Origin of the sequence: Gluconobacter sp. GP1 (assembly GCF_032913585.1) — a bacterium.
Classification (GTDB): Bacteria; Pseudomonadota; Alphaproteobacteria; order Acetobacterales; family Acetobacteraceae; genus Gluconobacter; species Gluconobacter cerinus.
Map to the genome: position 1 here is coordinate 898,405 of NZ_JASGXC010000001.1, position 21,834 is coordinate 920,238.

Below are 21,834 nucleotides of genomic sequence, written 5' to 3' on the forward strand. Positions count from 1 at the left end.
TAATTATAATGATGCGACATCCTCAGAAATTTCAAAATCACGAAACATTTGCCTGACTCTAAAAATTGGCCGAAAGACTATGTATGTCGGAAGCAGAAACCACTCTCGTCCTCCTCGCCATGATCGTTGTAAGCAGTCTGGCCGTTAAGGCGCTTTCCAATCGTGTCCCTGCCCCTTTGGTTCAGATCCTGCTCGGTATTATTGCGTCTCTTCTCGGATTGCATATTGGACTGAAGCCAAGCCTGTTCATGCTGGTTTTCCTGCCCCCACTCCTTTTCACAGACGCTTTTCGTATGCCGTTGCGTGAGTTCTCAGAACTCCGTAGCGTAATTCTGTTTCTGGCATTCGGCCTTGTTGTGATTTCGACAGTCCTTTGCGGCTACGCAATTCACTGGATGATCCCGGCCGTTAGTCTCGCGGTATGCTTTACACTGGCTGCCGCCCTCTCTCCCACAGATACTGTTGCAGTCTCCAGCCTTATTGCAGGGCGCAGGGTGTCTGAGCGGCTGATCCATATCCTGAACGGTGAGGCTCTGTTCAACGACGCGTCGGGCCTTGTCTGCTTTCATTTTGCAATGATTGCCGCAATGACGGGAGAATTTTCATACCGTCATGCTTTCAGTTCGTTTCTGCTGGTCTCGTTCGGAGGATTAGCCATCGGAGCAGGACTGGCATGGATTGCCGTACGCGCTGAGCGCATCCTGCTTCGCCGGGGATTTGACGATCCTCTCATGCAGGTTTTGATGATCGTGCTTCTGCCATTCGGTATCTATCTCGCAGCCGAGACAGCACATGCTTCAGGCATTCTGGCAGCTGTCGCCGGATGCATGGTTATCAAACTGACAGGAGTATCAGACGAAGCTGCAACCTCGACCCGACTGCAGGCGAGCACAGTTCTGGACACTGTCAGTTATGTTTTTAACGCCTTGATCTTCCTTCTTCTAGGGCTACAACTTCCCTGGCTGCTGGATGCTGGCGTCGAGTTGGCTCACGAGCACAGCGCGCATTTCTGGCAACTCTCGTTACTGGTCGCGAGTGTTTATGCCATTATGTTCATTATTCGCTTTTGCGGAATTTGGGTTTCCATCATTCGCAGATGGGCAACTGCCCGAATGTCACATCGCACCTTCGCGTTCCCACATATCCTCGAGGTTGTGTTGCTCGCCTTCTCGGGCGTCCGTGGCGCCGTTACGCTGGCAGCAGTGCTTTCGCTGCCAGTTATCGGGATTGACCCGGAAGCGTTTCCTGAACGCAGCTTTGTAATTACTGTCGCAACTGGGGTAATTGTTCTTTCCCTCGTTATGGCGGCGATCGCTATTCCGCTGTGTATCCGATATCTGCCACGCGATATGGCAGACAAGCACGCTCAGGAAGAAAGTCTTGCCCGCCAGCGCCTGCTTCAAGCGACTTTGCAGCTTCTGCACCGTGAACAAAGCCGCACAGAGAAAGACCGAAGTGAATCCCTTGACCAGGCAGACAGTGATCATAGCAACGAAGATATGAGGCTAGAGGTTCTCGGACGCCTGCTACAGACCTATGAAAACCGCCTCAGCCAAATTGATGGCCCAACCCAGTCCCCAGTTTTGACGCGGACGACGGCGCTGCGCCGTGAACGGATCGAACTGGCATTGCGCCTGATTGTCCTGAGGCTGCAGCGACAAACACTTCATGCGCTGGTGGATGCACGCGACATCAATGATCAGACGGAATGGGACATTCAGCGTGAACTCGACTATGAGGAACAGGTAATCCGCAGTCGCGTTCAGAGATTGCCTCAAGATATTTGATATCAATAAAAATAATACAATTAATATGAAGTAATTAACTAAAAACACTCTCCGCGCACCTATGACATTATAAAATATTAAACCTGAAAAGCGGTTATCCTATTTTCGATTTTTTAAGCTCGCGTTCGATTTCAATAAGCCTGTGTTTCCGCCAGAGACCACCACCATATCCCGTCAAGGAGCCGTCCGCGCCAATAACGCGGTGGCATGGGATCATCAGCGCTATCTGGTTGGCACCATTGGCGCGCGCAACAGCTCTCACTGCGGAAGGGCGGCCGATCTGCCGTGCAATGTCAGAATAGCTTCTGGTTTCACCAGCAGGAATTGTTCGCAAAGCCTCCCACACCTTTTGTGTAAAGGCGCTTCCGCTCACAGCAAGAGGGGTATCAAACCTGTCTGATCGCGCAGAAAAATAGGCCGCGAGTTCCGTTTCAGCCTGCTCTGATGGCGGCATACGGCCGATACCAATTCCCTCCGACGAAGCCTTGTTAAGTCTCTTGAGCTCCGCAGGAAGCGCTTTTCGATCTACAAACTCCAAAAGATGCAGATGACTGCGACTGCTGACAGCAATCATATCGCCCAAAGGTGTCGGTATCCACGTCGCCTGTAAAAGCTTATTGGGGCGCAATTCTCCCGGTGCACATCCCAGCAGACGAGAAAAAGCCGCACGAAACGCACTTGCTGACTCAAAGCTGGCCTCATGTTGAGCCGTAATGACCTTGCCACCCTCGGCCAACGCTTCGAACCCTTCTCTCAGACGCCTCTGACGCGCCATTTCCAGAAATGTCATTCCAAACTGTCGCTTGAAGCTCCGGCGGATTGTAGAAGGGTCGTAACCCAATCTGATAATACAGTCTTCGGACCATCGCACGTCAGGATGTGTATCCAAAGCCTGCAAAAGGGCCAAAATCGCGGGGTCGGCAAGAGCCGCAGCCTGAAGAGGATGACAACGCTTGCATGGACGAAAACCCGCTTCAATACAGTCCCCAATCGTCGGGTAAAACGTACAATGCTCGCGCTTCGGTTTTCTGGCCGGACAGGTCAGGCGACAAAACACCCCGGTTGACGACACACAGACGAATGCCTGTCCGTCGAAATATTCGTTCCGGGCAAGCAGAGCGGCATAGAGAGTGTCTGGGTCAGGAAGATCGAATAGCATTCAGAAAACCTATAGCCACCAACTCTCAAATGTCGCCGGTTTTCAGGCGTTGATTTTTTATTTTCGGCGTAGCCTCTTCCATGGCACACAGATATCCGCCACGGGACGGATATCATTTTCTAAAGTTCGCTCGCCTAACGCCTCCATGAGAGGCGCAGATTTCAATTCTCTTCAGTCCGCAGATGAAAACACGTGATCTCGGATGGTCTGCCAAGCCGTAGTGCAAAACCTGGCCACAACCCGGTCCCATTACTGACGTAGAGCGTCATATTACCCACACTGTAGCGCCCGGAGACGAACCCGTTATTACCGCGGGCCACCAAACGATCTAACCCCAAAATCATTCCGCCGTGCGTGTGACCGGATAACTGCAGGGCAACGCCATATTCGGCTGAGACACGCGCAGCCCCTGGTTGATGATCGAGCAATATGACCGGCGCTCCGTCCGGACTCCCCTTAAGGGCTTCCTCTAAATCTGGGCCAGGCTGCCCATGGCCGGACGCTGACCTGTCTGTTACGCCCGCAACTACCAACTGATCTTGCCCCTTGGTAACCACTGCATGGTCGTTCAACAGCATATGGAAGCCTAATCCCGACAGGTGCTGCATCCAGTCGGAATAATTGAAAAAATATTCATGATTTCCGGGAATTGCCAGTACACCATCACGCGCCTGCAATCGGGCGAGTGGTGCGACATCAGCACGCCGCATCTCCACAGATCCGTCGATAAAATCTCCCGTCACAACGATCATGTCTGCTGCTGCCGCGTTGGCACGCTCGACCATTGCTGCGGCCCACGTGGCCGGAAACAGCCGACTGATGTGCATGTCACTCAACTGGAGCAGCCTGTATCCATCAAACACCTTGGGCAGACCGCGAATGGTGATCGTCACATCTTTGACTGGCGGTACGCGCAAAGCATTCGCAACACTCACAGCAGCCAAAACGCCCGCAAGGCCGCCAATAGCCTCTCGCGCACTAGCGGAGATATGGACTGGCTGCCATTCCGCGAGAGCGAAGACCAGCGCACCAACATCAAGCGCGATCTGAAACAGCATGAGAAACAGGATTGCCCCAAAACCCCAGTTGAACAGGACGACGAAAGGTCGAGGAAATTCCGGCGCGAAAACGGAGCCCGACGAGAGCCGGGACCAGTAATGATAAAGCGCGGCAACGATCACCAGAACGCTTCCAAACATTTTCGCAGCGAGAGGCAGCGGAAGCGGCCAGAGCCAGTTCAGGATCACGACAAGGAGGGGCAAACCGAAAACAACAAGACGCACGGCAATCAGCCTCCTCGCATAAAAGCACCAAGAGACGACCATCGCCTCTTAGCCGTAGAAACATTCACTACGTCCATGTGCTGGACGTCAAAACTACGCATGATCTCAAGACATGAGACATGCTTACATTTCAGGAAAAGCTCTCTCCAACCATTTCTTCGCTCTTCTTCCAAAGAGCCTCGGCATGAGCCAGATCGAGCGCATAAGACCGCACGCCCTCATCCCCCAGACCAAGCGGTTGATCATCAGAGACGATTGGGCTCACGTGGCAGTCTTCACAGTAACGACCACCTATAGCATCTGCATCCGCCACAATCCCTGCCCAAACTGATGTAGCGGCGCCTTCCGGGATGGTCTTGAACTGGAATGGCGGCTTTCCCTCCTTGGCCGCCTGTTCATTGATGCCTGTGACCATAGCCTCGATTGCTCCTGCAGGCATATGACGAGGGAGTTCAGTCAAGATACCGCCGGGATGAACGGCTGTAGCCCGCACGCCACGAGCACGATGACGCGCGTCGAACGCAACGGCAAAGAGGATATTGGCGGTCTTGGAGCGCCCGTAGGCAACAAATGGCTCATAGGAAGTGTGGTCAAAATTCGGATCTTCCAGATCGACATCTGAAAAGCGATGGCCCGCGGACGACAAGTTCACCAGTCGCGCGCCATTGTTCATAAGCCCCGCTATCCGGTTAATGAGGAGGAAGTGACCAAGATGATTGGTTCCGAACTGTGTCTCGAACCCGTTCTTCGTATGCCCGAACGGGGTAGCCATGACGCCAGCATTGGCAATAACCAGATCAAAAGATAGCCCAACACTGTTCAACTGGTCCGCACACGCCCGAACACTGCCAAGGTTTGCAAGGTCCAGCGCGATCAGCTCAAACTGTCCTCCCCCAGATTCGGCGTCTGCACGAACCTGAGCAGTCGCATTTTCAGCCTTATCCAGATTGCGCGCTGCCCCCACGACATGTGCACCATGAGCAGCAAGCGCACGTGCAGTTTCGATGCCCAGGCCCGCAGAAACGCCTGTTACGAGAACACGTTTTCCCTTAAGGGACAAACCAGAGAGGACATCATCGGTTGTTGATCTTGCGCCAAAAATCTTCGTCATTCGTGAAACTCCTGGGCGTGGTGAAACCACACGCGAGATGATATATGGAGCATTGCTCCGTTTTTTATATGCGGAGGAATACTCCGTTTAACAAGAGGGAGCCAATGGCTGAGGACAAAAAACTTCGACGCAGACCGCGCAGCGATGGTCAGCGCAACAGAGAGCACTTGCTGAACGTGGCGAAAACCGCGTTCACGGCGGGGGAAATCGACATTCCCCTGGATGAGGTTGCGCGGCGCGCAGGCGTCGGGATCGGCACGCTTTATCGGCACTTTCCCAACCGCGATGCTCTCATTGAGGCTGTCTACCGTGTTGAACTTGACCGCCTCGCAGACGCAGCCCCTGTCCTAGCCACACAGCATCCACCAGTCGAAGCGCTTCGCGCATGGATGCGCCTGTTCGTGGATTACATTGCCGCAAAGCAGGTCATTGCACCGGCACTTAACGGGCTGGTTGGTGGCACAAGTGCGCTCTATGCCCAGTCCGGAATTGTGCTTCAAGGAGCGATTGACACACTTGTAGCGGCGGCTGTTGCAAGTGGAGATCTCAACGCTGAGATCGAGCCGCTCGACCTGCTCCGAGCGTTGGCTGGCGTGTCGAACTTTTCAGCCGGCCCTGGGTGGGAAACAAGTGCAAAACGCCTCATCGACATTCTTATTGCCGGATCAAGGGCATCCTGATTGTAAACGAAAAAGGACGACTGATATTCAGCCTCCCTACTCTATCTAAAATGCTGGATGACTGCGCCGCGTTAGGGAACCTCCCGTGATAGGTCGATTGAGCATCAGTTGATCTGTTCTCACGAAAACAACAAAATTTCATTACGATAGCCAGGTTTCCATTATGAAAACCCGGCTTAAAAAACAGATCAGTGAGCCTGAGACGTCTGCCCATCATCAAGAGCGTAGGCGAGAATATAATCGCCTGTTCGTGTTCCCATACCGGCATGACCTCCAGCGGCAATAACAATGTATTGCTTGCCATTGATCATGTAGGACATCGGGTTTGCCTGCCCACCCGCTGGCAGACGTGCTTTCCAGACAACCTTGCCGGTGCTTTCGTCAACAGCCCGCAGGTAATCGTCTGCCGTCGCACCGAGGAAGACCAGTCCACCTCCCGTCACCATCGTACCGCCGATGTTGAACATACCGGTTGGTAATGGAAGATTGGTGTGGGTTCCAAACGGCCCCGTATCACGGGTCGTACCAATCGGGTGCTGCCAGACGATTTTCCGGCTGACAAGATCGATTGCTGTTAACTCGGCGTGACGATCCCCTCACCATCAGGTAGGATTGCTGTACTTTCGGAGCTCTTCAAAAAGCGTGCGAATGACAGGTCGTACGCCGTGACCAGAAAACTGCTCGATATAATAATTTCCCAACCCAGGGATCGCAGGTAAAGCGCTGCACACAGCCAACCCGAGAGCCTCAACCAGATTTTGGGACGCCGGCCAGGGAACAAGAGCCAGAGAAGAACGCTCCTTGACCATCATGAGGGCAAGAGGCGTTGTGTCCACAGATTCAATCGTTAAAGACGTTTCTTCAAAAACACCGGGATAACGCGCCAAGAGTGTGTTCCACCCGACCGCATGTGACCTAACATCCAGCAACTTGAAATCTGCTACCGCGTCTGCAGTCGTAATACGATCTACGTCTTCCGGCTGGCCGACCACCACATGGCTTATTCCCATTAACCAGCCAGGATGCTCACGCGTGGACATGGCATAATCAAAACGGATGACAAGGTCTGGCTCCCGATGCCTCTGGGCATCTTCGATGATCAGATCCACCCGCACGGATGGATGCTTTTTCTCAAAGGCACATAGGCGCCGCGGTAACCAGCTCAGAGCCATAAGCTGACTTGCAACAAGTGAAACACGCTCAAGCTCACGCCGAGGAAACAAAGACGCAGATTTCGCCTCGATAGCCCTAAGAGAAACCTGCACGGTCGGCAGGAACTCATTTCCTTCCAGCGTAAGCCGAACCTTGTTGGCACTTCTCAGGAACAACGGTTTCTTGAGATAGGTTTCCAGCGCCAGGATCTGCTGGCTGACAGCGGCGGCAGACATGTTCAGCTCACGCCCTGCAGAGGCAAAACTCTGATGTCGCGCTGCGGCATCGAAAACACGAAGCCAGTTCAAGGAGGGAATACGATAGGACTGCATCATTAAAGCGTAAGCTCAGCTTATGCTTTCTGCCAAGAAGAAATATATTCCGATATCGCATTTAAAATTCTAAATCGATCCAGTGAGCCTTTCCTGACACGCCTTTAGCGGAAACTTCATGAATGCCAGTTCGTGCGACATGTCTCCTTGTTCCGTTCCTGCTTCTGGCATGTTCGCCGTCTGTCGTCGCAGAAGATTACCCGCGCCACATCACAATCGCTACGGAGGGGACCTATCCACCATGGGCGTTCGCAAAACCGGATGGCTCATACGCTGGTTATGAAATGGATCTCGTGAAGGCCCTCTGTCAGCGAATGAATGCAACCTGTAAAATCGTTACACAGGATTGGAACGGCCTTATTCCTGGGCTGCGCGTTGGGCAATACGACGCAATCATTGCCTCCATGGGCATTACAGATGAGCGCAGTAAAATTGTCTCATTTTCGCACCCCTACACCCATGCTCCGAATGGATTTCTTACCTCTGGTACCAGCGTCCTCACCCATCTGCCCGGAGCTGGCATTCCTCTGGATCTGACACGTTCCCCCCAAGATGCAAAGGCTGCACTGGAAGAGCTGAACCTTGCGTTCGCAGGGAAAGTGCTTGGCGTTCAAACAGGCTCGACAGCCGCAGGATTTGCCGAGGCTTATCTGCCAGGCTTGAAAGTCATGGAGTACTCTTCCGTCGACCAGTTAGGGCTTGAGTTAATGGCCGGCCGCATCGACATTGCCATCGCCAACGTCACGACCTTCAAGACAATGATCGAAGCGGCTCCCAAGGGCGCACTCGTGTTGACCGGACCTACATTTTCTGGAGGCGTACTGGGATCAGACACGACCAATATCGCGTTCCGACCAGATGATGACAGCCTGCGCAGCGCTTTCAACGCGGCTCTAACATCCGTCAACAGCGATGGAGCCAATCAGGCGCTCTCTGAAAAATGGTTCGGCACGGATATTTCGATTCATGAATGACATCAAAACGCATGTCTCGCCGCCCGAGACATCTGCTCCGGATACGGCTGAGCAATCTTTTTCTGCTGATACAGGTTTCAAGTTGTTCGCCGCACTCGGCGCGGTCCCAGACGCCATCACTCTATTTCTGGACGGCCAACCGATCATTGTTCGCCAAGGTGATACTGTCGCCGTCTGCATGCTCCGGGCAGGCATCCCGTATAACCGTCTGAGCCCTGTCTCCGGTGCCCCGCGTTTGCCCTACTGCATGATCGGACACTGCTTCGAATGTCTTGTGGAGATTGACGGCATTGCCAATCAACAGGCGTGCCTGACGGTCGTACGTGACGGCATGAAAATCCGCCGTCAGTTGGGTGCGCCTCTGGCTTTGAAACACCCTGAAGTATGACACAAGACAACATTCCTCCGTACGACGCAGACGTGATCATCGTTGGGTGCGGCCCTGCCGGAATGACGGCGGCTGTTGAGCTCGTTCAGGCTGGCTGCTCCGTCATTGTTCTGGACATGCAGCCGACCCCAGGCGGCCAGATTTTCCGTAACCTTGAAGCTAATCTGCACGACAACAGCCCATCAGGACAAACGCTACTGGCCGCCCTCGGACCAGCCTATAAAGCGGGCGCTGAGCTTATCCAGCGCTTCCGGACATCCCGTGGGATTGATTATCGCCCCCAGACAAGCGTGTGGGAAGTACGGCCTGACGGAACCGTCGGCTGGTTACAGGGCATGAATGCTGGCTATGTGCGGGGACGTCAGGTTCTTCTGGCTCACGGCGCTATGGAGCGGCCCATCCCATTCCCGGGGTGGACGCTGCCCGGCGTCATGACAGCTGGGGCCGTCCAGACACTTCTGAAGGCAGGACACCTCAAACCTACCGGCAACGTTGTCCTTGCTGGCACAGGCCCTTTGTTGCTGTTATTGGCAAACCAGCTGCATCAACTGGGCATCAAACCAGCATTGATTGGCCGTACTGATCGCTTTGCTGATGCGCTTTTCGGCGTGAGCCATCTGCGTTTGGGCGGCCTGCTTCCCCTCATAAAGGGGCTCGGATGGATTGCGCGTTTGAAAGCTGCGGGCGTGAAGTCTGTGACAGGACTCAAGGATCTTGCCGCACATGGACACCGGACAGTCGAAGCAATCAGTTTTACCGTGAACGGCAGACAGCAAACGCAAGCCTGCGACCTGCTGATCGTCCATGACGGCATTGTGCCATCCATCGATATCCCCAATAGCGCGGGACTTCGCCTTCAGTGGGACGAAGCGAATGCAAGCTGGCGCCCGGATACAACCTTTGACGGCCAGACAGCCTCGTCTCTCCCGCCAGAACTGTATGCCGGACGTTGCGTCATTCGCGTCACGGGGGATGCCCGAAGGATCGGAGGGGCAGATGCCGCAATGGCGCATGGCAGGCTGGCAGCCCAATCTGTCCTTGCTGATCTGGGTCAGGGGACAGGACCATGCAGCAAGGCTGTTCGTTCCGTCAGAAAGTCCCTCTCAGTACGACCGTTTCTGGATGCTGCGTTCCCACCCGGTCTGTCTCGCGCCCTTCCAGAGAACGACACGATTGTCTGCCGTTGCGAGGAACTGACAGCCGGAAATCTCAGGGAGAAGATACGCTCCGGTTTCAGAAATATGGATGCGCTACGCGGTGAAACGCGTTGTGGGATGGGTCCATGTCAGGGACGCAGTTGCATGGTGACAGCCGCCCGCCTGCTTCAGGAACATACTCACGCTACCGCCTGTCCACCCACGTTCAGAGGACGCCCCCCAATCCGTCCCATACCATTAGGTGCAATAGCAAACCTGTCTGGCCTTGACCCCAGAGCCACCATACGCCTGACACTCGAAGACAAGCCCGAACATGGCGTAGAGGAGACGGTTGATGTTCCGGCAGAATGAAACCGCGCTTATAATTGGCGCCGGACTTCAGGGCTGTTCGATTGCGCTCTTCCTGGCCAGAGCGGGATGGAACGTGACGCTACTCGATAAGAATGTCGCAGGGCGCCATGCGTCCAGCGTCAATGCCGGGGGCTTGCGGACTTTGATGCGCGACTGGCGGGAATACCCTCTTTCCGAACTGGCCATGCATCACTGGAAACATCTTGACCAGCTCGTCGGACAAGACGCCGCAGCGTCCTGTGAAATCCGCCTTGGAGTTGGTCAAATTGCCGTCGCACTTGATGAGGCGGAGCTTTCCTGGACGTATAACCGCGCTCAGGACATGAAAGAGCGTGGATTAGGCGCAGAAGAGCTCCTGTCAGCAAAAGACGTCCGACAGATGCTGCCTGGCCTTACAGACAAAGCCATGGGAGGCCTCGTATCGAGGGACGACGGACATGCAAATCCGGCGGCAAGTACCCGTGCCTTCAGAGAGGCAGCTATCGCCGCAGGTGCACAGATTGTCGAAAACTGCCGTGTTCTGGGGCTGGATCGGGTGCCCGGCGGCGGATGGGCTGTTGAAACCTCATCAGGTGCATATGAAACTGGCGTTCTCATTAACTGCGCTGGAGCCTGGGGAGCACAGATCGCAGCCATGGCTGGACAGGCACTCCCCCTGAAAGTCGTTGCCCCCTCCATGATGGTTACGGCGCGGACGCAACCCTTTCTGGAACCTGTTGTGATCGGGATCGACCGTCCGCTATCGTTCAAGCAGAGCGCCGTCGGATCGCTGGTGATCGGAGGAGGAATTCTTGGAAAGCCCTGCGCGGACCATGATACCTCCTTCACCGTGATGGACCGGATGACGCAGGGCGCCGCGGCTACTCTGGAAGCCTTTCCCGGGCTGGCGCACGTGCCAGTCCTGCGCACATGGACCGGGCTCGAAGGCTCCACGCCTGATGGAATTCCCTTCATAGGTCCAGGCGAAAACAGGTCAAATTTCTGGAACGTCTTCGGGTTCTGCGGTCATGGCTTCCAGCTTGCCCCAGCCGTTGGCCATGTCGTCAGCCGGTCACTTATCAGCGGAAGAATTGATCCGCTTCTGACGCCGTTTTCCTGTGCTCGCTTTAATACGGGAGGGGCAGGATGAACACACAAAGTCTGGCTCTCGTCGGGTTTGGCCCAGACGGCTGGGGGAAACTTCTGCTGTTAGCTGCTGGTCTGACACTGGCAGCAGCAGTGTGCAGCTTCGCACTCGGCAGTCTTCTCGGGACTATCGGCGCAGCTCTGAAACTTGCCCCAAACCATGCTCTGCGTTGGATAGGGACATTCTACACAACCCTGTTCCGCGGCATTCCGGAAATTCTGGTCGTCTACCTTTTCTATTTTGGGGGATCACTTGCTCTGACGCATCTAATGCATCTGGCAGGCTTCCCTGGTTTCTTTTCGCTCCCGTCGTTCGTCATCGGGGTCGTTGCCATCGCTCTGGTTTCCGGCGCCTATCAGACGGAAGCTTTTCGCAGTGCATACTGTCGTCTGGAGCGTGGGCAAATCGAAGCAGGCAAGGCCAGTGGGATGTCGCCCACTGTCTTACTAAGGCGCATCATAGCTCCTCAGACCCTCCGATTTGCGCTCCCGGCTCTTGGCAATATCTGGCAGTCCGTCCTGAAGGAAACAGCTCTTTTGTCCATCATCGGACTTGTAGAACTTCTCCGACAGTCCACGATCGCATCCGGCGCAACACGGCAGCCTTTATTGTTTTATGGGGTGGCGGCCCTCGTCTATCTCATCATGGGGCAGACGACGGCTCTCGGCATCAGGGCCGTCGAAAAGCGCTTTTCCCGCTGCTGGGGCCGATAAAATGGATTGGTCCTTCCTTTTCGAAACACTCAAAACGCTTCTCACGGGCGTTCCGCTTACGTTGCAACTGGCGGCAACGGCACTCTGCACCGGATTTGTTCTAGCCGCCTGCATAGCGACATTAGGAGAAAGCTCCTTTGCTCCCGCGCGCTGGTTTTCACGCCTTTATGTCATGCTCTTTCAAGGAACGCCCCTGCTGGTGCAGATCTTTGTCATTTATTACGGGTTCGGGCAGATAAGCTTTCTCCGCTCTTCCTTTGCATGGCCTCTTCTGGCGCAGGCTTACTGGTGCGCCATTCTGGCCCTTTCGCTCAACACATCAGCTTATGGGGCAGAAATTATCCGTGGCGCTATCGCGGCCGTTCCTGAACGTGAAATCGAAGCCGGACGTGCGATCGGGATGGCAGGACTTCTACTGCGCCGCAGAGTTATCTGGCCGCAAGCTCTGCGATATGGACTGGCCAATTACGGGAACGAAGCCATCCTGCTGCTCAAGGCTACATCGCTGGCCAGTGTGATCACGCTGATGGACGTCACCGGTCTCGCCTACAGACTGGTTTCGAAGACCTATCGTTCAGAAGAAATCTTCACTGTTGCCGGCCTGATCTACCTTGCGATGACCTTTGTGATCGCCACCTGCGTCCATATGCTTGAACGCCATCTTAACCCCAGTCGCCGGGTCTGACCCAGACAAGCCGTCTTTTCCGGAGTTTTCATGGAACCGTTCCCGCAAGAAACAGCCCCGCTGCCCGGCGCATCCGTTATCAAAGCCATCGGGCTAACGAAGCGCTATGGCTTTTTAGACGTCCTTCAAGGAATTGATCTGGAAGCCCATGAAGGGGAGGTCATTTCCATTCTGGGGGCGTCTGGTTCAGGGAAATCGACTTTCCTCCGTTGCCTGAACCTTCTGGAGGTTCCCTCGGGCGGCGCTCTTAACATTCTGGGTGAGGATATTCGTTTCCGGCTCAAAGGAGGCGAGCAGCACATTGCTGACGCGCGGCAGATCAATCGCCTGCGATCGCAGGTTGGTATGGTTTTCCAGAATTTTTGCCTGTGGAGCCACCGAACGGTTTTACAGAATGTTATGGAAGGCCCGGTCCATGTTCAGGGGCGAAACCGCCATGAAGTCCGTGATGAAGCCGAAAAAGCATTGGCCCGCGTCGGGATGCTGAACAGGGCAGAGTATTACCCTTCCCAGCTTTCCGGCGGCCAGCAGCAGCGTGTAGCGATTGCGCGCGCCATTGTTATGCGCCCGCGTGTCCTGCTGTTCGACGAACCGACCTCTGCACTGGACCCGGAACTGGTGGGTGAAGTCCTGAAAGTCATGCGGGATCTGGCATCGGAGGGCCGAACCATGCTCATTGTGACGCATGAAATGGCCTTTGCACGGGATGTTTCAAGCCGGATCGTTTTCCTGGAAAAAGGCACCGTTCGAGCCCAGGGAAACCCGCAAGACTTGTTCAAAGGTGGAATGGATGAGAGCTTTGACAGATTTATCAGCCATTTTTCCCGGCCGGGCTGATGCCCTGTAACAGAATACAGCACATCATGCGGTCAGTAGACCGTGTGTCGGAAAGGAGTTGAGATGAAGACGTGTCAGATCCTGGGTGTTCCCACACAAAGTGGAACATCCGAAAGAGGATGCATTATGGGCCCGACAGCCTTCCGCATAGCCGGTCTTCCGGAGATCCTGCAGGACCTTGGATGGACGGTGACGGATGTGGGAGATGCCGTGCCTACAGAAATGCCAGACGTAAGCCATTCCAACCCCGCTGTGCGCAATCTGGATGCGATCATCGCCTGGACCAAAAGTGTGGGCGAACGGGCCTATGAAATGGCCAAATCCTGCGACTTTCCTATCTTTCTGGGTGGCGATCACTCCATGTCAGCCGGAACAGTCTCCGGTGTTGCCCGCCACTCACAGGATCTGGATCAGCCTCAGTTCGTCCTGTGGCTGGACGCCCATACAGATCTGCACACCCTCCACACGACGACCAGCGGTAATCTGCACGGCACACCTGTCGCTTACTTCACGGGTCAGTCCGGTTTCGAGGGGTTCCCACCTCCTGCCGCCCCCGTTGATCCCCGCAACATGTGCATGATGGGCATTCGTTCGGTCGATCAGGCTGAAAAACGCCATGTCGCGGAAATCGGGATTACGGTTTTCGACATGCGGGCGATCGACGAGCAAGGAATTGTCGCTCCGCTTAACAGCTTTCTGGACCGCGTCCGGGCTGCCAACGGGCGCCTGCATGTGAGCCTTGATGTTGATTTCCTTGATCCGGACATTGCTCCTGCCGTCGGCACGACTGTGTGCGGCGGGGCAACATTCCGCGAAGCGCACCTCATCATGGAAATTCTTCATGACAGTGGCCTCGTGACGTCGCTGGATCTGGCGGAACTCAACCCCTTCCTGGATGTCCGCGCAAAAACCGCCCTGCTCATGACCGATCTGGCCGCCAGCCTCTTTGGCCGCCGTGTTCTCGAACGTAAAACAAGGACCTATTGAGATGCCTTTTTCTGCTCCCGCCCCCTCATATCTCGCCTTTGTGCCGTTCGTGTCGGTCCAGAACATGATGGCGCTCGTCCATACGATCGGGATTGAGACCTTTCTGCGCGAACTTGGAGAATATCTGGAGGCTGACTTCAAACGCTGGCCCGAATTCGACAAAACCCCGCGTGTGGCCGCTCACTCCGCCGAAGGCGTCATCGAACTGATGCCCACGAGCGACAGCAGCCTGTACGGCTTCAAATACGTCAACGGCCATCCGAAGAACATGAAGGAGGGTCTTCAGACCGTAACCGCCTTTGGCATGCTGGCGGATGTCGCATCTGGCTACCCGGTGCTGCTGTCTGAAATGACGCTGCTGACCGCGCTTCGCACGGCCGCAACGTCTGCCATGGCAGCAAAATATCTGGCTCCGGCAAACGCAAAGACAATGGCCATCATCGGAAACGGCGCACAGTCTGAATTTCAGGCCATGGCCTTCCGCGAAATAGTCGGCATTCAGGCGCTGCGGCTGTATGATCTGGACCGGGCGGCTTCGGAAAAATGTGCCCGCAACCTGAGCGGACAGGGCTTTGACATTACAATCTGCAAGACCAGTGAGGAGGCCGTTGAAGGCGCGGACATCATTACGACCGTGACAGCGGACAAGCAGTGCGCGACGATCCTGTCCGACAATATGGTCGGAGCTGGCATTCATATTAACGCCGTTGGTGGTGACTGCCCGGGCAAGACAGAACTTCAGCGCGATATTCTGCTGCGTTCCACGATTTTTGCGGAATACCCGCCTCAGACGCGCATTGAAGGTGAAATCCAGCAGCTTCCGGAAGACCATCCCGTCACGGAACTGTGGCAGGTCATTAACGGTGAGGCCAAAGGCCGCGCCAGTGACAGCCAGATCACACTGTTTGATTCCGTAGGTTTCGCAATCGAGGACTTCTCCGCCCTACGCTATGTTCGCGACAAGCTGGAAGCAACGGGTCTGTACGAAAAGCTCGATATGGTGGCCGATCCTGATGATCCGCGCGATCTGTTCGGGATGCTTCAGCGCTCCAAGGGCACGGACACGCCCTGAACCAGTATTCTGGCTGCCTCCACGAGGCAGCCAGATCAGGCCTTAGAGGCCGCCCTGTTCGACGATGAAACGGGCGATTTCGGGCACGCCCTCGCCAGCGCGGATATTGGCGAACACAAAGGGCCGCACACCACGCATCTTTTTGCTGTCGCGGTCCATCACGCCCAGATCGGCACCGACATACGGCGCAAGATCGATCTTGTTGATGACCAGCAGGTCGCTTCGGGTAATACCCGGACCGCCCTTGCGGGGGATTTTGTCCCCTGCCGAGACATCAATCACATAGATCGTCAGGTCAGCCAGCTCCGGGCTGAAGGTCGCAGCCAGATTGTCGCCACCGCTTTCCACCAGAACCAGATCCAGCCCCTCGAAGCGCTCCGTCAGTTCAGCGATGCCCGCCAGATTGATGCTGGCATCCTCACGGATGGCCGTGTGAGGACAACCGCCGGTCTCAATCCCCTTGATCCGCTCCGGCGGCAGGGACCCGGCGCGTGTCAGGAATTCGGCGTCCTCACGGGTGTAAATATCGTTCGTAATGGCGGCGATGTTGTACTCGTCGCGGAAGGTCCGGCACAGGGCATCCATCAGGGCTGTCTTGCCCGTCCCGACCGGGCCGCCGATGCCGACCCGCAGCGGGCCGTGTTTTGCTTTTGTCATGTTCTGAACAATCTCGTTGTCTGGGTTTCGTGATGCATGGCCGCGAGGTCGGAGCGGAAGCACGCGCCCCCGACATCGTTCAGGGTCCGGTGTTCCGTAACGCTCACGGCGCGTGAGAGACGCGGTTCCAGCCCGGCCAGAGCGTGCAGGCCGGCCGTCTGCCCGAGCGGGACTAGACGCACCGCCGCGGAGACGAGGGCGGCGATGGTGGCGTATCCACCCGATAGTAGCGCCTGCTCCCGCGTGATGCCGCCGCGCCGGAAGACCAGCCCCTGCGCGACCGGCAGCGGCCAGCGCGTGCCGCGCAGCTCGGAGGGATCGGGCGTGACCGGCCAGACGGATGCAGCCTTGAGGAAGGCTTCGCCTTGATAGACTGTTTCGTCATAGCGCTCCCGCGAGGAGGCGCAGGCGCAGGCAAATTCTGCCAGAGCGCGCAGGCGGGGCATGTCGTGCGCGGCGCTCCAGGCTTCCTGAAGGATAATCAGGTCGCTACCCGGCGCGCCGTGTTCCAGCAGGCAGCCGATCCAGTCGCAGAGTGTGGCGACATCTGTAACGTCTCCGCTTTCCACTGCCCATTCCAGACCGTGGCTGTAGGCGTATCCGCCCGTTGGAAAGGCTGGCGACACCCATGACAGGAGACGCAGGAAGGCGGCGCCGGTCTGCGGGAGCGGGGTTTCAGTCATGCGTGTGGTGATGGTGCCCGTCCTCGTGGTGGTGCGGTTCGTGACCACCCGCTCGGGAGGCATAGGCCCCGCTTTCCGGATCGAACGGTGCTTCCACCCGGCGCACATGGCCGCCCAGACCGTGGATCATGTCGGCGATGACGTGATCGTAGCGCACGAGGATGCGATGTTCGGCAATCGCGGCGGGCAGGTGCCGGTTGCCCAGATGCCATGCAAGCTGAAGCAGTTGCAGGGGGCTGTGGGCCGTGACTTCCATCAACTCTTCGGGCAGGGCTTCCACGCGGATGATGCGGCCATCTTCCAGACGCAGCCCTTCCCCGGCCTGAAGCAGGCGGGCATGTTCCAGCTCCAGCCGGATTTTCTCGCCGTTTTGCAGGGTCAGCATCATCCGGCGACGGTGCCGACCTTCATAATCGGCGGCGAAGGTGCCGCTGGCCTCGGTTTCGGGCCAGCTTCCGGCGGGAAGGATATCCAGGATTTGGGTCATCAGAACAGGAAATACCTCTGGGCCATGGGCAGGACTTCGGCGGGTTCGCAGGTCAGGAGCACGCCATCGGCCCGCACTTCATAGGTTTCGGGATCGACTTCGATATGAGGCATGGCGTCGTTATGGATCATGCTGCGCTTGCCGATCCCGCCGCGCACGTTCGAGACAGCCGAGAGCGGTCGGCGCAGACCCAGCTTTTTGCCAATATCGTCTTCCAGCGCGGCCTGTGACACGAAGGTCAGGCTGGTATGGGTCAGCGCGCCGCCATAGCCGCCGAACATCATGCGGCCATGCACGGGCTGCGGCGTGGGGATCGACGCGTTGGGATCGCCCATCATCGCATACACGATGGCCCCACCCTTGATGACCAGATCGGGTTTGACGCCGAAGAAAGCGGGTTCCCACAGCACCAGATCCGCCAGCTTGCCGACTTCGACGGATCCGACTTCATGGGAGAGACCATGCGAGATAGCGGGATTAATGGTGTATTTGGCGATATAGCGCTTCACCCGCGCATTATCCGCCCCACCATCCCCGGCCAGAGAGCCGCGCTGGATTTTCATTTTATGGGCCGTCTGCCATGTGCGCAGCGGGACTTCGCCCACGCGGCCCATAGCCTGACTGTCCGACGACATCATCGAAAGCACGCCCATGTCATGGAAAATGTCTTCGGCGGCGATTGTCTCACGACGGATGCGGCTTTCGGCAAAGGCGATGTCTTCCGGCACCCGCTGGTCCAGGTGATGGCAGACCATCAGCATGTCCAGATGTTCGTCCAGCGTATTGACGGTGAACGGACGCGTGGGGTTTGTCGAAGACGGCAGCACGTTGGGCAGGCCTGCCACACGGATGATGTCCGGCGCATGGCCTCCGCCCGCGCCTTCCGTATGAAACGCGTGGATCGTGCGGCCCTGAAAGGCGGCAATCGTGTCTTCGACGAAACCGCTTTCATTCAGCGTATCCGTATGGATCATGACCTGCACGTCCATGCGGTCCGCAACGCTCAGGCAGCAGTCGATGGCAGCAGGAGTGGAGCCCCAGTCCTCATGCAGTTTCAGGCAGCAGGCCCCGGCGCGCACCATTTCTTCCAACCCGTCCGGGCGGGAGGCGTTGCCCTTGCCCGCGAACGCCAGATTGACCGGGAAGGCTTCCGCCGCCTGAAGCATCCGCGCCAGATGCCATGGGCCCGGTGTACAGGTCGTGGCAGCGGTGCCGGTGGCGGGGCCGGTTCCACCCCCGAGCATGGTTGTGATACCCGATGCAAGCGCTTCCTCGATCTGCTGCGGGCAGATGAAGTGGATATGACTGTCGATCCCGCCGGCGGTCAGGATCTTGCCCTCGCCAGCGATGATTTCCGTACCGGGGCCGATGATGATGTCCACGCCCGGCTGGATATCGGGGTTGCCTGCCTTGCCGATGGTTGCGATCCGTCCGTCGCGGAGTGCGATATCGGCCTTCACGATCCCCCAGTGATCGATGATGACGGCGTTTGTGATGACGGTATCGGCGGCACCTTCTGCCCGTGTGACCTGCGACTGGCCCATGCCGTCGCGGATGGTCTTGCCGCCGCCAAAGCGGACTTCCTCGCCATAGATCGTATGGTCGCGCTCGATCTCGACCAGAAGCGCGGTATCGGCGAGGCGCAGACGGTCGCCGACCGTGGGTCCGAACTGTCCGGCATAGTCATGTCTGGAAAGACGCATCACTGATCCACACTCCCCATGACATCGCCCCGGAAGCCCACGACGCGCCGCAGGCCACGCAGGGGGACGAGCGTGACTTCACGGTCCTGCCCGGGCTCAAAACGGATGGCCCCACCGGATGCGACGTCCAGACGCCAGCCTCTGGCCTGCGCACGGTCGAATTTCAGGGCCGGATTGACCTCGGCAAAATGATAATGGCTGCCGACCTGCACCGGACGGTCGCCGGTATTCGTCACCAGAAGCGTCCGGCGCGGCTGGCCTTCATTGAGGACGATCTCACCCTCGGCGGGCAGGATTTCGCCGGGAATGGCACCGGCGACGAGGGATTCAGCGTATCGGGTCATGAACGGTCACCAGCTTTGTGCCATCGGGGAAGGTCGCTTCCACCTGCACGTCATGAATCATTTCGGCCACGCCCTGCATGACCTGATCACGCGTCAGAACACGGCCGCCACTGGCCATGAGTTCGGACACGCTTTTGCCGTCCCGCGCGCCTTCGACGACGTGATCGGTGATGAGGGCCACGGCTTCCGGGTAATTGAGCACGACACCGCGTTCCAACCGACGGCGTGCGACGTTCGCCGCCATCGCCACCAGCAGTTTGTCTTTTTCCCGAGGGGTAAGTTTCATGTCCTGCTCCGTTCCGAACTCTGTGTCATGACCGCCATGTGGCTGGCATGGGGCGCCTGTCCCGCAGGACCGGCAGGATCTGTCTGATCGTCTTTTCCAACAACCAGCCGCTGGATGCTACTCCGCGAATGATCAGCATGCCATTCCATGCTGATGCGGCAAACTCATGCGGCCCGACAGCCTCCAGCTTTTCCCTGACAGGCACAAGAAGCCCTTCTGCGGCAGGTGACACCAGCACCAGTGTGGCCATCGCAAACTGATCGTTGGCTATCGCTTTTTGTGCCAGGAGGGTCGCCACATCCGAACTCTCCAGCCGCAGAAGATCTTCCAGAATCAGACGGCCATCCCGGCGAACCGTCAACCGGTCACGAAGATTTAGCACCTGCATGACCTCTCCTGAGCCGATCCGCCCAAACATACGGCTTTCCAGAAAAAGAAAGGTGGAGGAGGCCTCCATCTCAACCGTCATATGACGTCGCAACTGGCTACCATCAAAAAAGATCGTTCCGTGAGGTACCCAGTCCAGACGTGCCTGCGTGGCGATATGGCAAGAGGTGAGAATTTCTGAGGGCTTGTCTGCCGTGCGGGCTCGATAAACGCGCTCTGCAGCTTGGGATGTGACCAGCAGTTCCGTGTCTGGCCCACAGATAATGCGTCCTTCGATCCGATCTCCGCCTGCGATACCACCGGAAATATTGACCGTGACCGCTTCCAGAGCGCCCTTATCCACGCGCGGAAACAAGAGACGGCAACATCCTCCCTGCTCCAGATCACCGCATACGGTCGCTCCGTCTCGCAGTTTCGCGGCCAGGCTAAACCACCCTCTGGCACGCTGAAGAACAGCAGAAGTCATGCGAACTTCCCGCATTTTCCTGGTCGACAAAAAGACGTGTCAATCTGCATTTCAGATATTCCCACGCATGTCTTCCAGTCCTGTGTCACGTTCTGGCTTCAGCCAGATCCATCCAATAACAGACGCACCGAAAACAAACGCGCCAATCATTTCAAAATGCGCTGACACGAAACCTGCGAAATCTGTGAGCATGCTCAGTGCGTGCAGCTTATCCGCAAAAAGGTTAGTTATTTCAATGAGCGCAATCACGAACGCCAGCATAACGGATGCGAGGGTTAAAGCGAGATTGCAGGCCGTCCCACGCTCGGCTCTTTTGTAAAGACCGTGCATCAGCATACTGTCCGCAGTGTCCAGCAACGCCATTCCGGCTGTAAAAAGCAGTGGGAACATCATGATTTCCCACACCGGCAGTCCATGCTCACCCTGGACGATGGAAATGCCGAGCAAGCTGATTTCGGAAGCCGTATCAAAGCCTAGCCCAAACAGAAACCCGACTGGATAGAGATGCCAACTGACGGACACCTGACGCAGTAGAGGCCCCAGCACACGAGATAGCCCTCTTGGAGCATTATTAACCCTGCCCTTCCGTCTGCGCCAAAGATCACGGAAAGTCAGTGCGTTTATGAGCGCCACCATGCAAAGGAACAGCGCCGAAACCCATGTTCCGAACAGGCCGCCGTGTACTGCGAATGCGTCTATCTGCGTATGATAACGCTGGCCGGCCAGAACAACGATGAGGGTCGCCAGACAGACAATCGTGGAGTGCCCTAGCGAGAAGAAGAGACCTGCGGCGCGCGCCTCTCTCTTCTCCCGCAAGGCCGCTCTCGTCACATTGTCGATAACGGCAATATGGTCTGCATCGAGAGCGTGCCGTAGCCCCAGTCCATAGGAGAGACCCGCTGCACCCAGCAGGAGCGAATTTTTATGGAAGAAAATGAAGGCCAATAGCCATACCAGGCCATTGATCAATACAAGACCCACAATCAAAGAACGCCTCTGCGGACATGGACGGACACTGTTATCTGTC

The 21,834-nt window shown here is 56.7% G+C and carries 23 protein-coding genes and 1 pseudogene; 11 read left to right on the top strand and 13 right to left on the bottom strand.

From position 1 onward, the window contains the following. Nucleotides 1–83 precede the first annotated feature (83 nt). Nucleotides 84–1,787 (top strand): Na+/H+ antiporter, encoded by a 1,704-nt coding sequence (locus tag R5H23_RS03995; protein ID WP_317214453.1) that lies wholly within the window; start codon nt 84–86, stop codon nt 1,785–1,787. 94 nt (nt 1,788–1,881) lie between these two features. On the opposite strand, the gene R5H23_RS04000 is transcribed toward R5H23_RS03995, so the two are convergent. The 3 genes from R5H23_RS04000 to R5H23_RS04010 all read right to left on the bottom strand — a co-directional run bounded on the left by R5H23_RS04000 (nt 1,882) and on the right by R5H23_RS04010 (nt 5,340). Next, on the bottom strand, nt 1,882–2,946 hold the full coding sequence (locus R5H23_RS04000) for a trifunctional transcriptional activator/DNA repair protein Ada/methylated-DNA--[protein]-cysteine S-methyltransferase (RefSeq protein WP_317214454.1): 1,065 nt from the start codon (nt 2,944–2,946) through the stop codon (nt 1,882–1,884). A gap of 161 nt (nt 2,947–3,107) precedes the next feature. Beyond that, nucleotides 3,108–4,229 (bottom strand): metallophosphoesterase, encoded by a 1,122-nt coding sequence (locus R5H23_RS04005; RefSeq protein ID WP_317214455.1) that lies wholly within the window; start codon nt 4,227–4,229, stop codon nt 3,108–3,110. Nucleotides 4,230–4,359: 130 nt separating this feature from the next. After that, nucleotides 4,360–5,340: an SDR family NAD(P)-dependent oxidoreductase gene (locus tag R5H23_RS04010; RefSeq protein WP_317214456.1), complete on the bottom strand. Its 981-nt coding sequence runs from the start codon at nt 5,338–5,340 to the stop codon at nt 4,360–4,362. 104 nt (nt 5,341–5,444) lie between these two features. Between R5H23_RS04010 and R5H23_RS04015 the strand changes: the two genes are divergently transcribed. Next, nucleotides 5,445–6,020: a TetR/AcrR family transcriptional regulator gene (locus tag R5H23_RS04015; RefSeq protein WP_317214457.1), complete on the top strand. Its 576-nt coding sequence runs from the start codon at nt 5,445–5,447 to the stop codon at nt 6,018–6,020. A 188-nt stretch (nt 6,021–6,208) separates the two neighbouring features. Here the strand turns inward: R5H23_RS04015 and R5H23_RS04020 are convergent. Together R5H23_RS04020 and R5H23_RS04025 are read right to left on the bottom strand one after the other, a co-directional pair. Continuing rightward, nucleotides 6,209–6,598 (bottom strand): annotated as a pseudogene (locus tag R5H23_RS04020) (PQQ-binding-like beta-propeller repeat protein); the annotation flags it as partial. Nucleotides 6,599–6,622: 24 nt separating this feature from the next. Next, nucleotides 6,623–7,507, bottom strand: coding sequence for a LysR family transcriptional regulator (locus R5H23_RS04025; RefSeq protein ID WP_317214459.1), 885 nt, complete (start codon nt 7,505–7,507; stop codon nt 6,623–6,625). A gap of 119 nt (nt 7,508–7,626) precedes the next feature. Here R5H23_RS04025 and R5H23_RS04030 point away from each other — a divergent pair, with 119 nt between their 5' ends. From R5H23_RS04030 to R5H23_RS04070, 9 genes are all read left to right on the top strand, one after another. Continuing rightward, nucleotides 7,627–8,478: a transporter substrate-binding domain-containing protein gene (locus R5H23_RS04030; RefSeq protein ID WP_317214460.1), complete on the top strand. Its 852-nt coding sequence runs from the start codon at nt 7,627–7,629 to the stop codon at nt 8,476–8,478. Then, nucleotides 8,471–8,866, top strand: coding sequence for a (2Fe-2S)-binding protein (locus tag R5H23_RS04035; RefSeq protein ID WP_317214461.1), 396 nt, complete (start codon nt 8,471–8,473; stop codon nt 8,864–8,866). Before R5H23_RS04030 ends, R5H23_RS04035 begins: the two co-directional genes overlap by 8 nt. Then, on the top strand, nt 8,863–10,374 hold the full coding sequence (locus R5H23_RS04040) for an NAD(P)/FAD-dependent oxidoreductase (RefSeq protein ID WP_317214462.1): 1,512 nt from the start codon (nt 8,863–8,865) through the stop codon (nt 10,372–10,374). Before R5H23_RS04035 ends, R5H23_RS04040 begins: the two co-directional genes overlap by 4 nt. Beyond that, the gene (locus R5H23_RS04045) at nt 10,358–11,503 is read left to right on the top strand and encodes an FAD-dependent oxidoreductase (RefSeq protein ID WP_317214463.1); all 1,146 of its coding nucleotides are present in this window, start codon (nt 10,358–10,360) and stop codon (nt 11,501–11,503) included. The genes R5H23_RS04040 and R5H23_RS04045 overlap by 17 nt, the downstream gene beginning before the upstream one ends. After that, nucleotides 11,500–12,213, top strand: a complete 714-nt coding sequence (locus tag R5H23_RS04050; RefSeq protein ID WP_317214464.1) for an ABC transporter permease subunit — start codon at nt 11,500–11,502, stop codon at nt 12,211–12,213. Before R5H23_RS04045 ends, R5H23_RS04050 begins: the two co-directional genes overlap by 4 nt. Nucleotide 12,214: 1 nt before the next feature. Beyond that, complete coding sequence (locus tag R5H23_RS04055) at nt 12,215–12,898, top strand: ABC transporter permease subunit (RefSeq protein WP_317214465.1); 684 nt, start codon at nt 12,215–12,217, stop codon at nt 12,896–12,898. Nucleotides 12,899–12,928: 30 nt separating this feature from the next. Beyond that, nucleotides 12,929–13,735: an ATP-binding cassette domain-containing protein gene (locus R5H23_RS04060; protein WP_317214466.1), complete on the top strand. Its 807-nt coding sequence runs from the start codon at nt 12,929–12,931 to the stop codon at nt 13,733–13,735. Nucleotides 13,736–13,798: 63 nt separating this feature from the next. Beyond that, the gene (gene rocF, locus R5H23_RS04065; protein WP_317214467.1) at nt 13,799–14,722 is read left to right on the top strand and encodes an arginase; all 924 of its coding nucleotides are present in this window, start codon (nt 13,799–13,801) and stop codon (nt 14,720–14,722) included. 1 nt (nt 14,723) lies between these two features. After that, nucleotides 14,724–15,794 (top strand): ornithine cyclodeaminase, encoded by a 1,071-nt coding sequence (locus R5H23_RS04070; protein ID WP_317214468.1) that lies wholly within the window; start codon nt 14,724–14,726, stop codon nt 15,792–15,794. 42 nt (nt 15,795–15,836) lie between these two features. On the opposite strand, the gene ureG is transcribed toward R5H23_RS04070, so the two are convergent. The 8 genes from ureG to R5H23_RS04110 are packed head-to-tail and all read right to left on the bottom strand — an operon-like array spanning nt 15,837 to nt 21,788. Next, nucleotides 15,837–16,451: an urease accessory protein UreG gene (gene ureG, locus R5H23_RS04075; RefSeq protein ID WP_317214469.1), complete on the bottom strand. Its 615-nt coding sequence runs from the start codon at nt 16,449–16,451 to the stop codon at nt 15,837–15,839. After that, nucleotides 16,448–17,134, bottom strand: a complete 687-nt coding sequence (locus R5H23_RS04080) for an urease accessory UreF family protein (protein WP_317214470.1) — start codon at nt 17,132–17,134, stop codon at nt 16,448–16,450. The genes ureG and R5H23_RS04080 overlap by 4 nt, the downstream gene beginning before the upstream one ends. Then, complete coding sequence (locus R5H23_RS04085) at nt 17,127–17,621, bottom strand: urease accessory protein UreE (protein ID WP_317214471.1); 495 nt, start codon at nt 17,619–17,621, stop codon at nt 17,127–17,129. Before R5H23_RS04085 ends, R5H23_RS04080 begins: the two co-directional genes overlap by 8 nt. Beyond that, complete coding sequence (ureC, locus tag R5H23_RS04090) at nt 17,621–19,327, bottom strand: urease subunit alpha (RefSeq protein ID WP_317214472.1); 1,707 nt, start codon at nt 19,325–19,327, stop codon at nt 17,621–17,623. The genes R5H23_RS04085 and ureC overlap by 1 nt, the downstream gene beginning before the upstream one ends. After that, a complete protein-coding gene (locus R5H23_RS04095; RefSeq protein ID WP_317214473.1) occupies nt 19,324–19,668 on the bottom strand; it encodes an urease subunit beta in 345 nt (114 codons plus the stop codon). Before R5H23_RS04095 ends, ureC begins: the two co-directional genes overlap by 4 nt. Further along, complete coding sequence (locus R5H23_RS04100) at nt 19,652–19,954, bottom strand: urease subunit gamma (protein WP_077803551.1); 303 nt, start codon at nt 19,952–19,954, stop codon at nt 19,652–19,654. Before R5H23_RS04100 ends, R5H23_RS04095 begins: the two co-directional genes overlap by 17 nt. 25 nt (nt 19,955–19,979) lie before the next feature. After that, nucleotides 19,980–20,807, bottom strand: a complete 828-nt coding sequence (locus R5H23_RS04105; protein ID WP_317214474.1) for an urease accessory protein UreD — start codon at nt 20,805–20,807, stop codon at nt 19,980–19,982. 51 nt (nt 20,808–20,858) lie between these two features. Beyond that, complete coding sequence (locus R5H23_RS04110) at nt 20,859–21,788, bottom strand: HoxN/HupN/NixA family nickel/cobalt transporter (protein ID WP_317214476.1); 930 nt, start codon at nt 21,786–21,788, stop codon at nt 20,859–20,861. Between the last annotated feature and the right edge of the window lie 46 nt (nt 21,789–21,834).

Excerpts from the sequence above, each read along its gene's own strand:
- R5H23_RS03995 (WP_317214453.1), top strand. The coding sequence starts at position 84 with ATGTCGGAAGCAGAAACCACTCTCGTCCTCCTCGCCATGATCGTTGTA.
- R5H23_RS04000 (WP_317214454.1), bottom strand. The coding sequence starts at position 2,946 with ATGCTATTCGATCTTCCTGACCCAGACACTCTCTATGCCGCTCTGCTT.
- R5H23_RS04010 (WP_317214456.1), bottom strand. The coding sequence starts at position 5,340 with ATGACGAAGATTTTTGGCGCAAGATCAACAACCGATGATGTCCTCTCT.
- R5H23_RS04015 (WP_317214457.1), top strand. The coding sequence starts at position 5,445 with ATGGCTGAGGACAAAAAACTTCGACGCAGACCGCGCAGCGATGGTCAG.
- R5H23_RS04025 (WP_317214459.1), bottom strand. The coding sequence starts at position 7,507 with ATGATGCAGTCCTATCGTATTCCCTCCTTGAACTGGCTTCGTGTTTTC.
- R5H23_RS04030 (WP_317214460.1), top strand. The coding sequence starts at position 7,627 with ATGCCAGTTCGTGCGACATGTCTCCTTGTTCCGTTCCTGCTTCTGGCA.
- R5H23_RS04035 (WP_317214461.1), top strand. The coding sequence starts at position 8,471 with ATGAATGACATCAAAACGCATGTCTCGCCGCCCGAGACATCTGCTCCG.
- R5H23_RS04040 (WP_317214462.1), top strand. The coding sequence starts at position 8,863 with ATGACACAAGACAACATTCCTCCGTACGACGCAGACGTGATCATCGTT.
- R5H23_RS04045 (WP_317214463.1), top strand. The coding sequence starts at position 10,358 with ATGTTCCGGCAGAATGAAACCGCGCTTATAATTGGCGCCGGACTTCAG.
- R5H23_RS04050 (WP_317214464.1), top strand. The coding sequence starts at position 11,500 with ATGAACACACAAAGTCTGGCTCTCGTCGGGTTTGGCCCAGACGGCTGG.
- R5H23_RS04055 (WP_317214465.1), top strand. The coding sequence starts at position 12,215 with ATGGATTGGTCCTTCCTTTTCGAAACACTCAAAACGCTTCTCACGGGC.
- R5H23_RS04060 (WP_317214466.1), top strand. The coding sequence starts at position 12,929 with ATGGAACCGTTCCCGCAAGAAACAGCCCCGCTGCCCGGCGCATCCGTT.
- rocF (WP_317214467.1), top strand. The coding sequence starts at position 13,799 with ATGAAGACGTGTCAGATCCTGGGTGTTCCCACACAAAGTGGAACATCC.
- R5H23_RS04070 (WP_317214468.1), top strand. The coding sequence starts at position 14,724 with ATGCCTTTTTCTGCTCCCGCCCCCTCATATCTCGCCTTTGTGCCGTTC.
- ureG (WP_317214469.1), bottom strand. The coding sequence starts at position 16,451 with ATGACAAAAGCAAAACACGGCCCGCTGCGGGTCGGCATCGGCGGCCCG.
- R5H23_RS04080 (WP_317214470.1), bottom strand. The coding sequence starts at position 17,134 with ATGACTGAAACCCCGCTCCCGCAGACCGGCGCCGCCTTCCTGCGTCTC.
- R5H23_RS04085 (WP_317214471.1), bottom strand. The coding sequence starts at position 17,621 with ATGACCCAAATCCTGGATATCCTTCCCGCCGGAAGCTGGCCCGAAACC.
- R5H23_RS04095 (WP_317214473.1), bottom strand. The coding sequence starts at position 19,668 with ATGACCCGATACGCTGAATCCCTCGTCGCCGGTGCCATTCCCGGCGAA.
- R5H23_RS04100 (WP_077803551.1), bottom strand. The coding sequence starts at position 19,954 with ATGAAACTTACCCCTCGGGAAAAAGACAAACTGCTGGTGGCGATGGCG.
- R5H23_RS04105 (WP_317214474.1), bottom strand. The coding sequence starts at position 20,807 with ATGACTTCTGCTGTTCTTCAGCGTGCCAGAGGGTGGTTTAGCCTGGCC.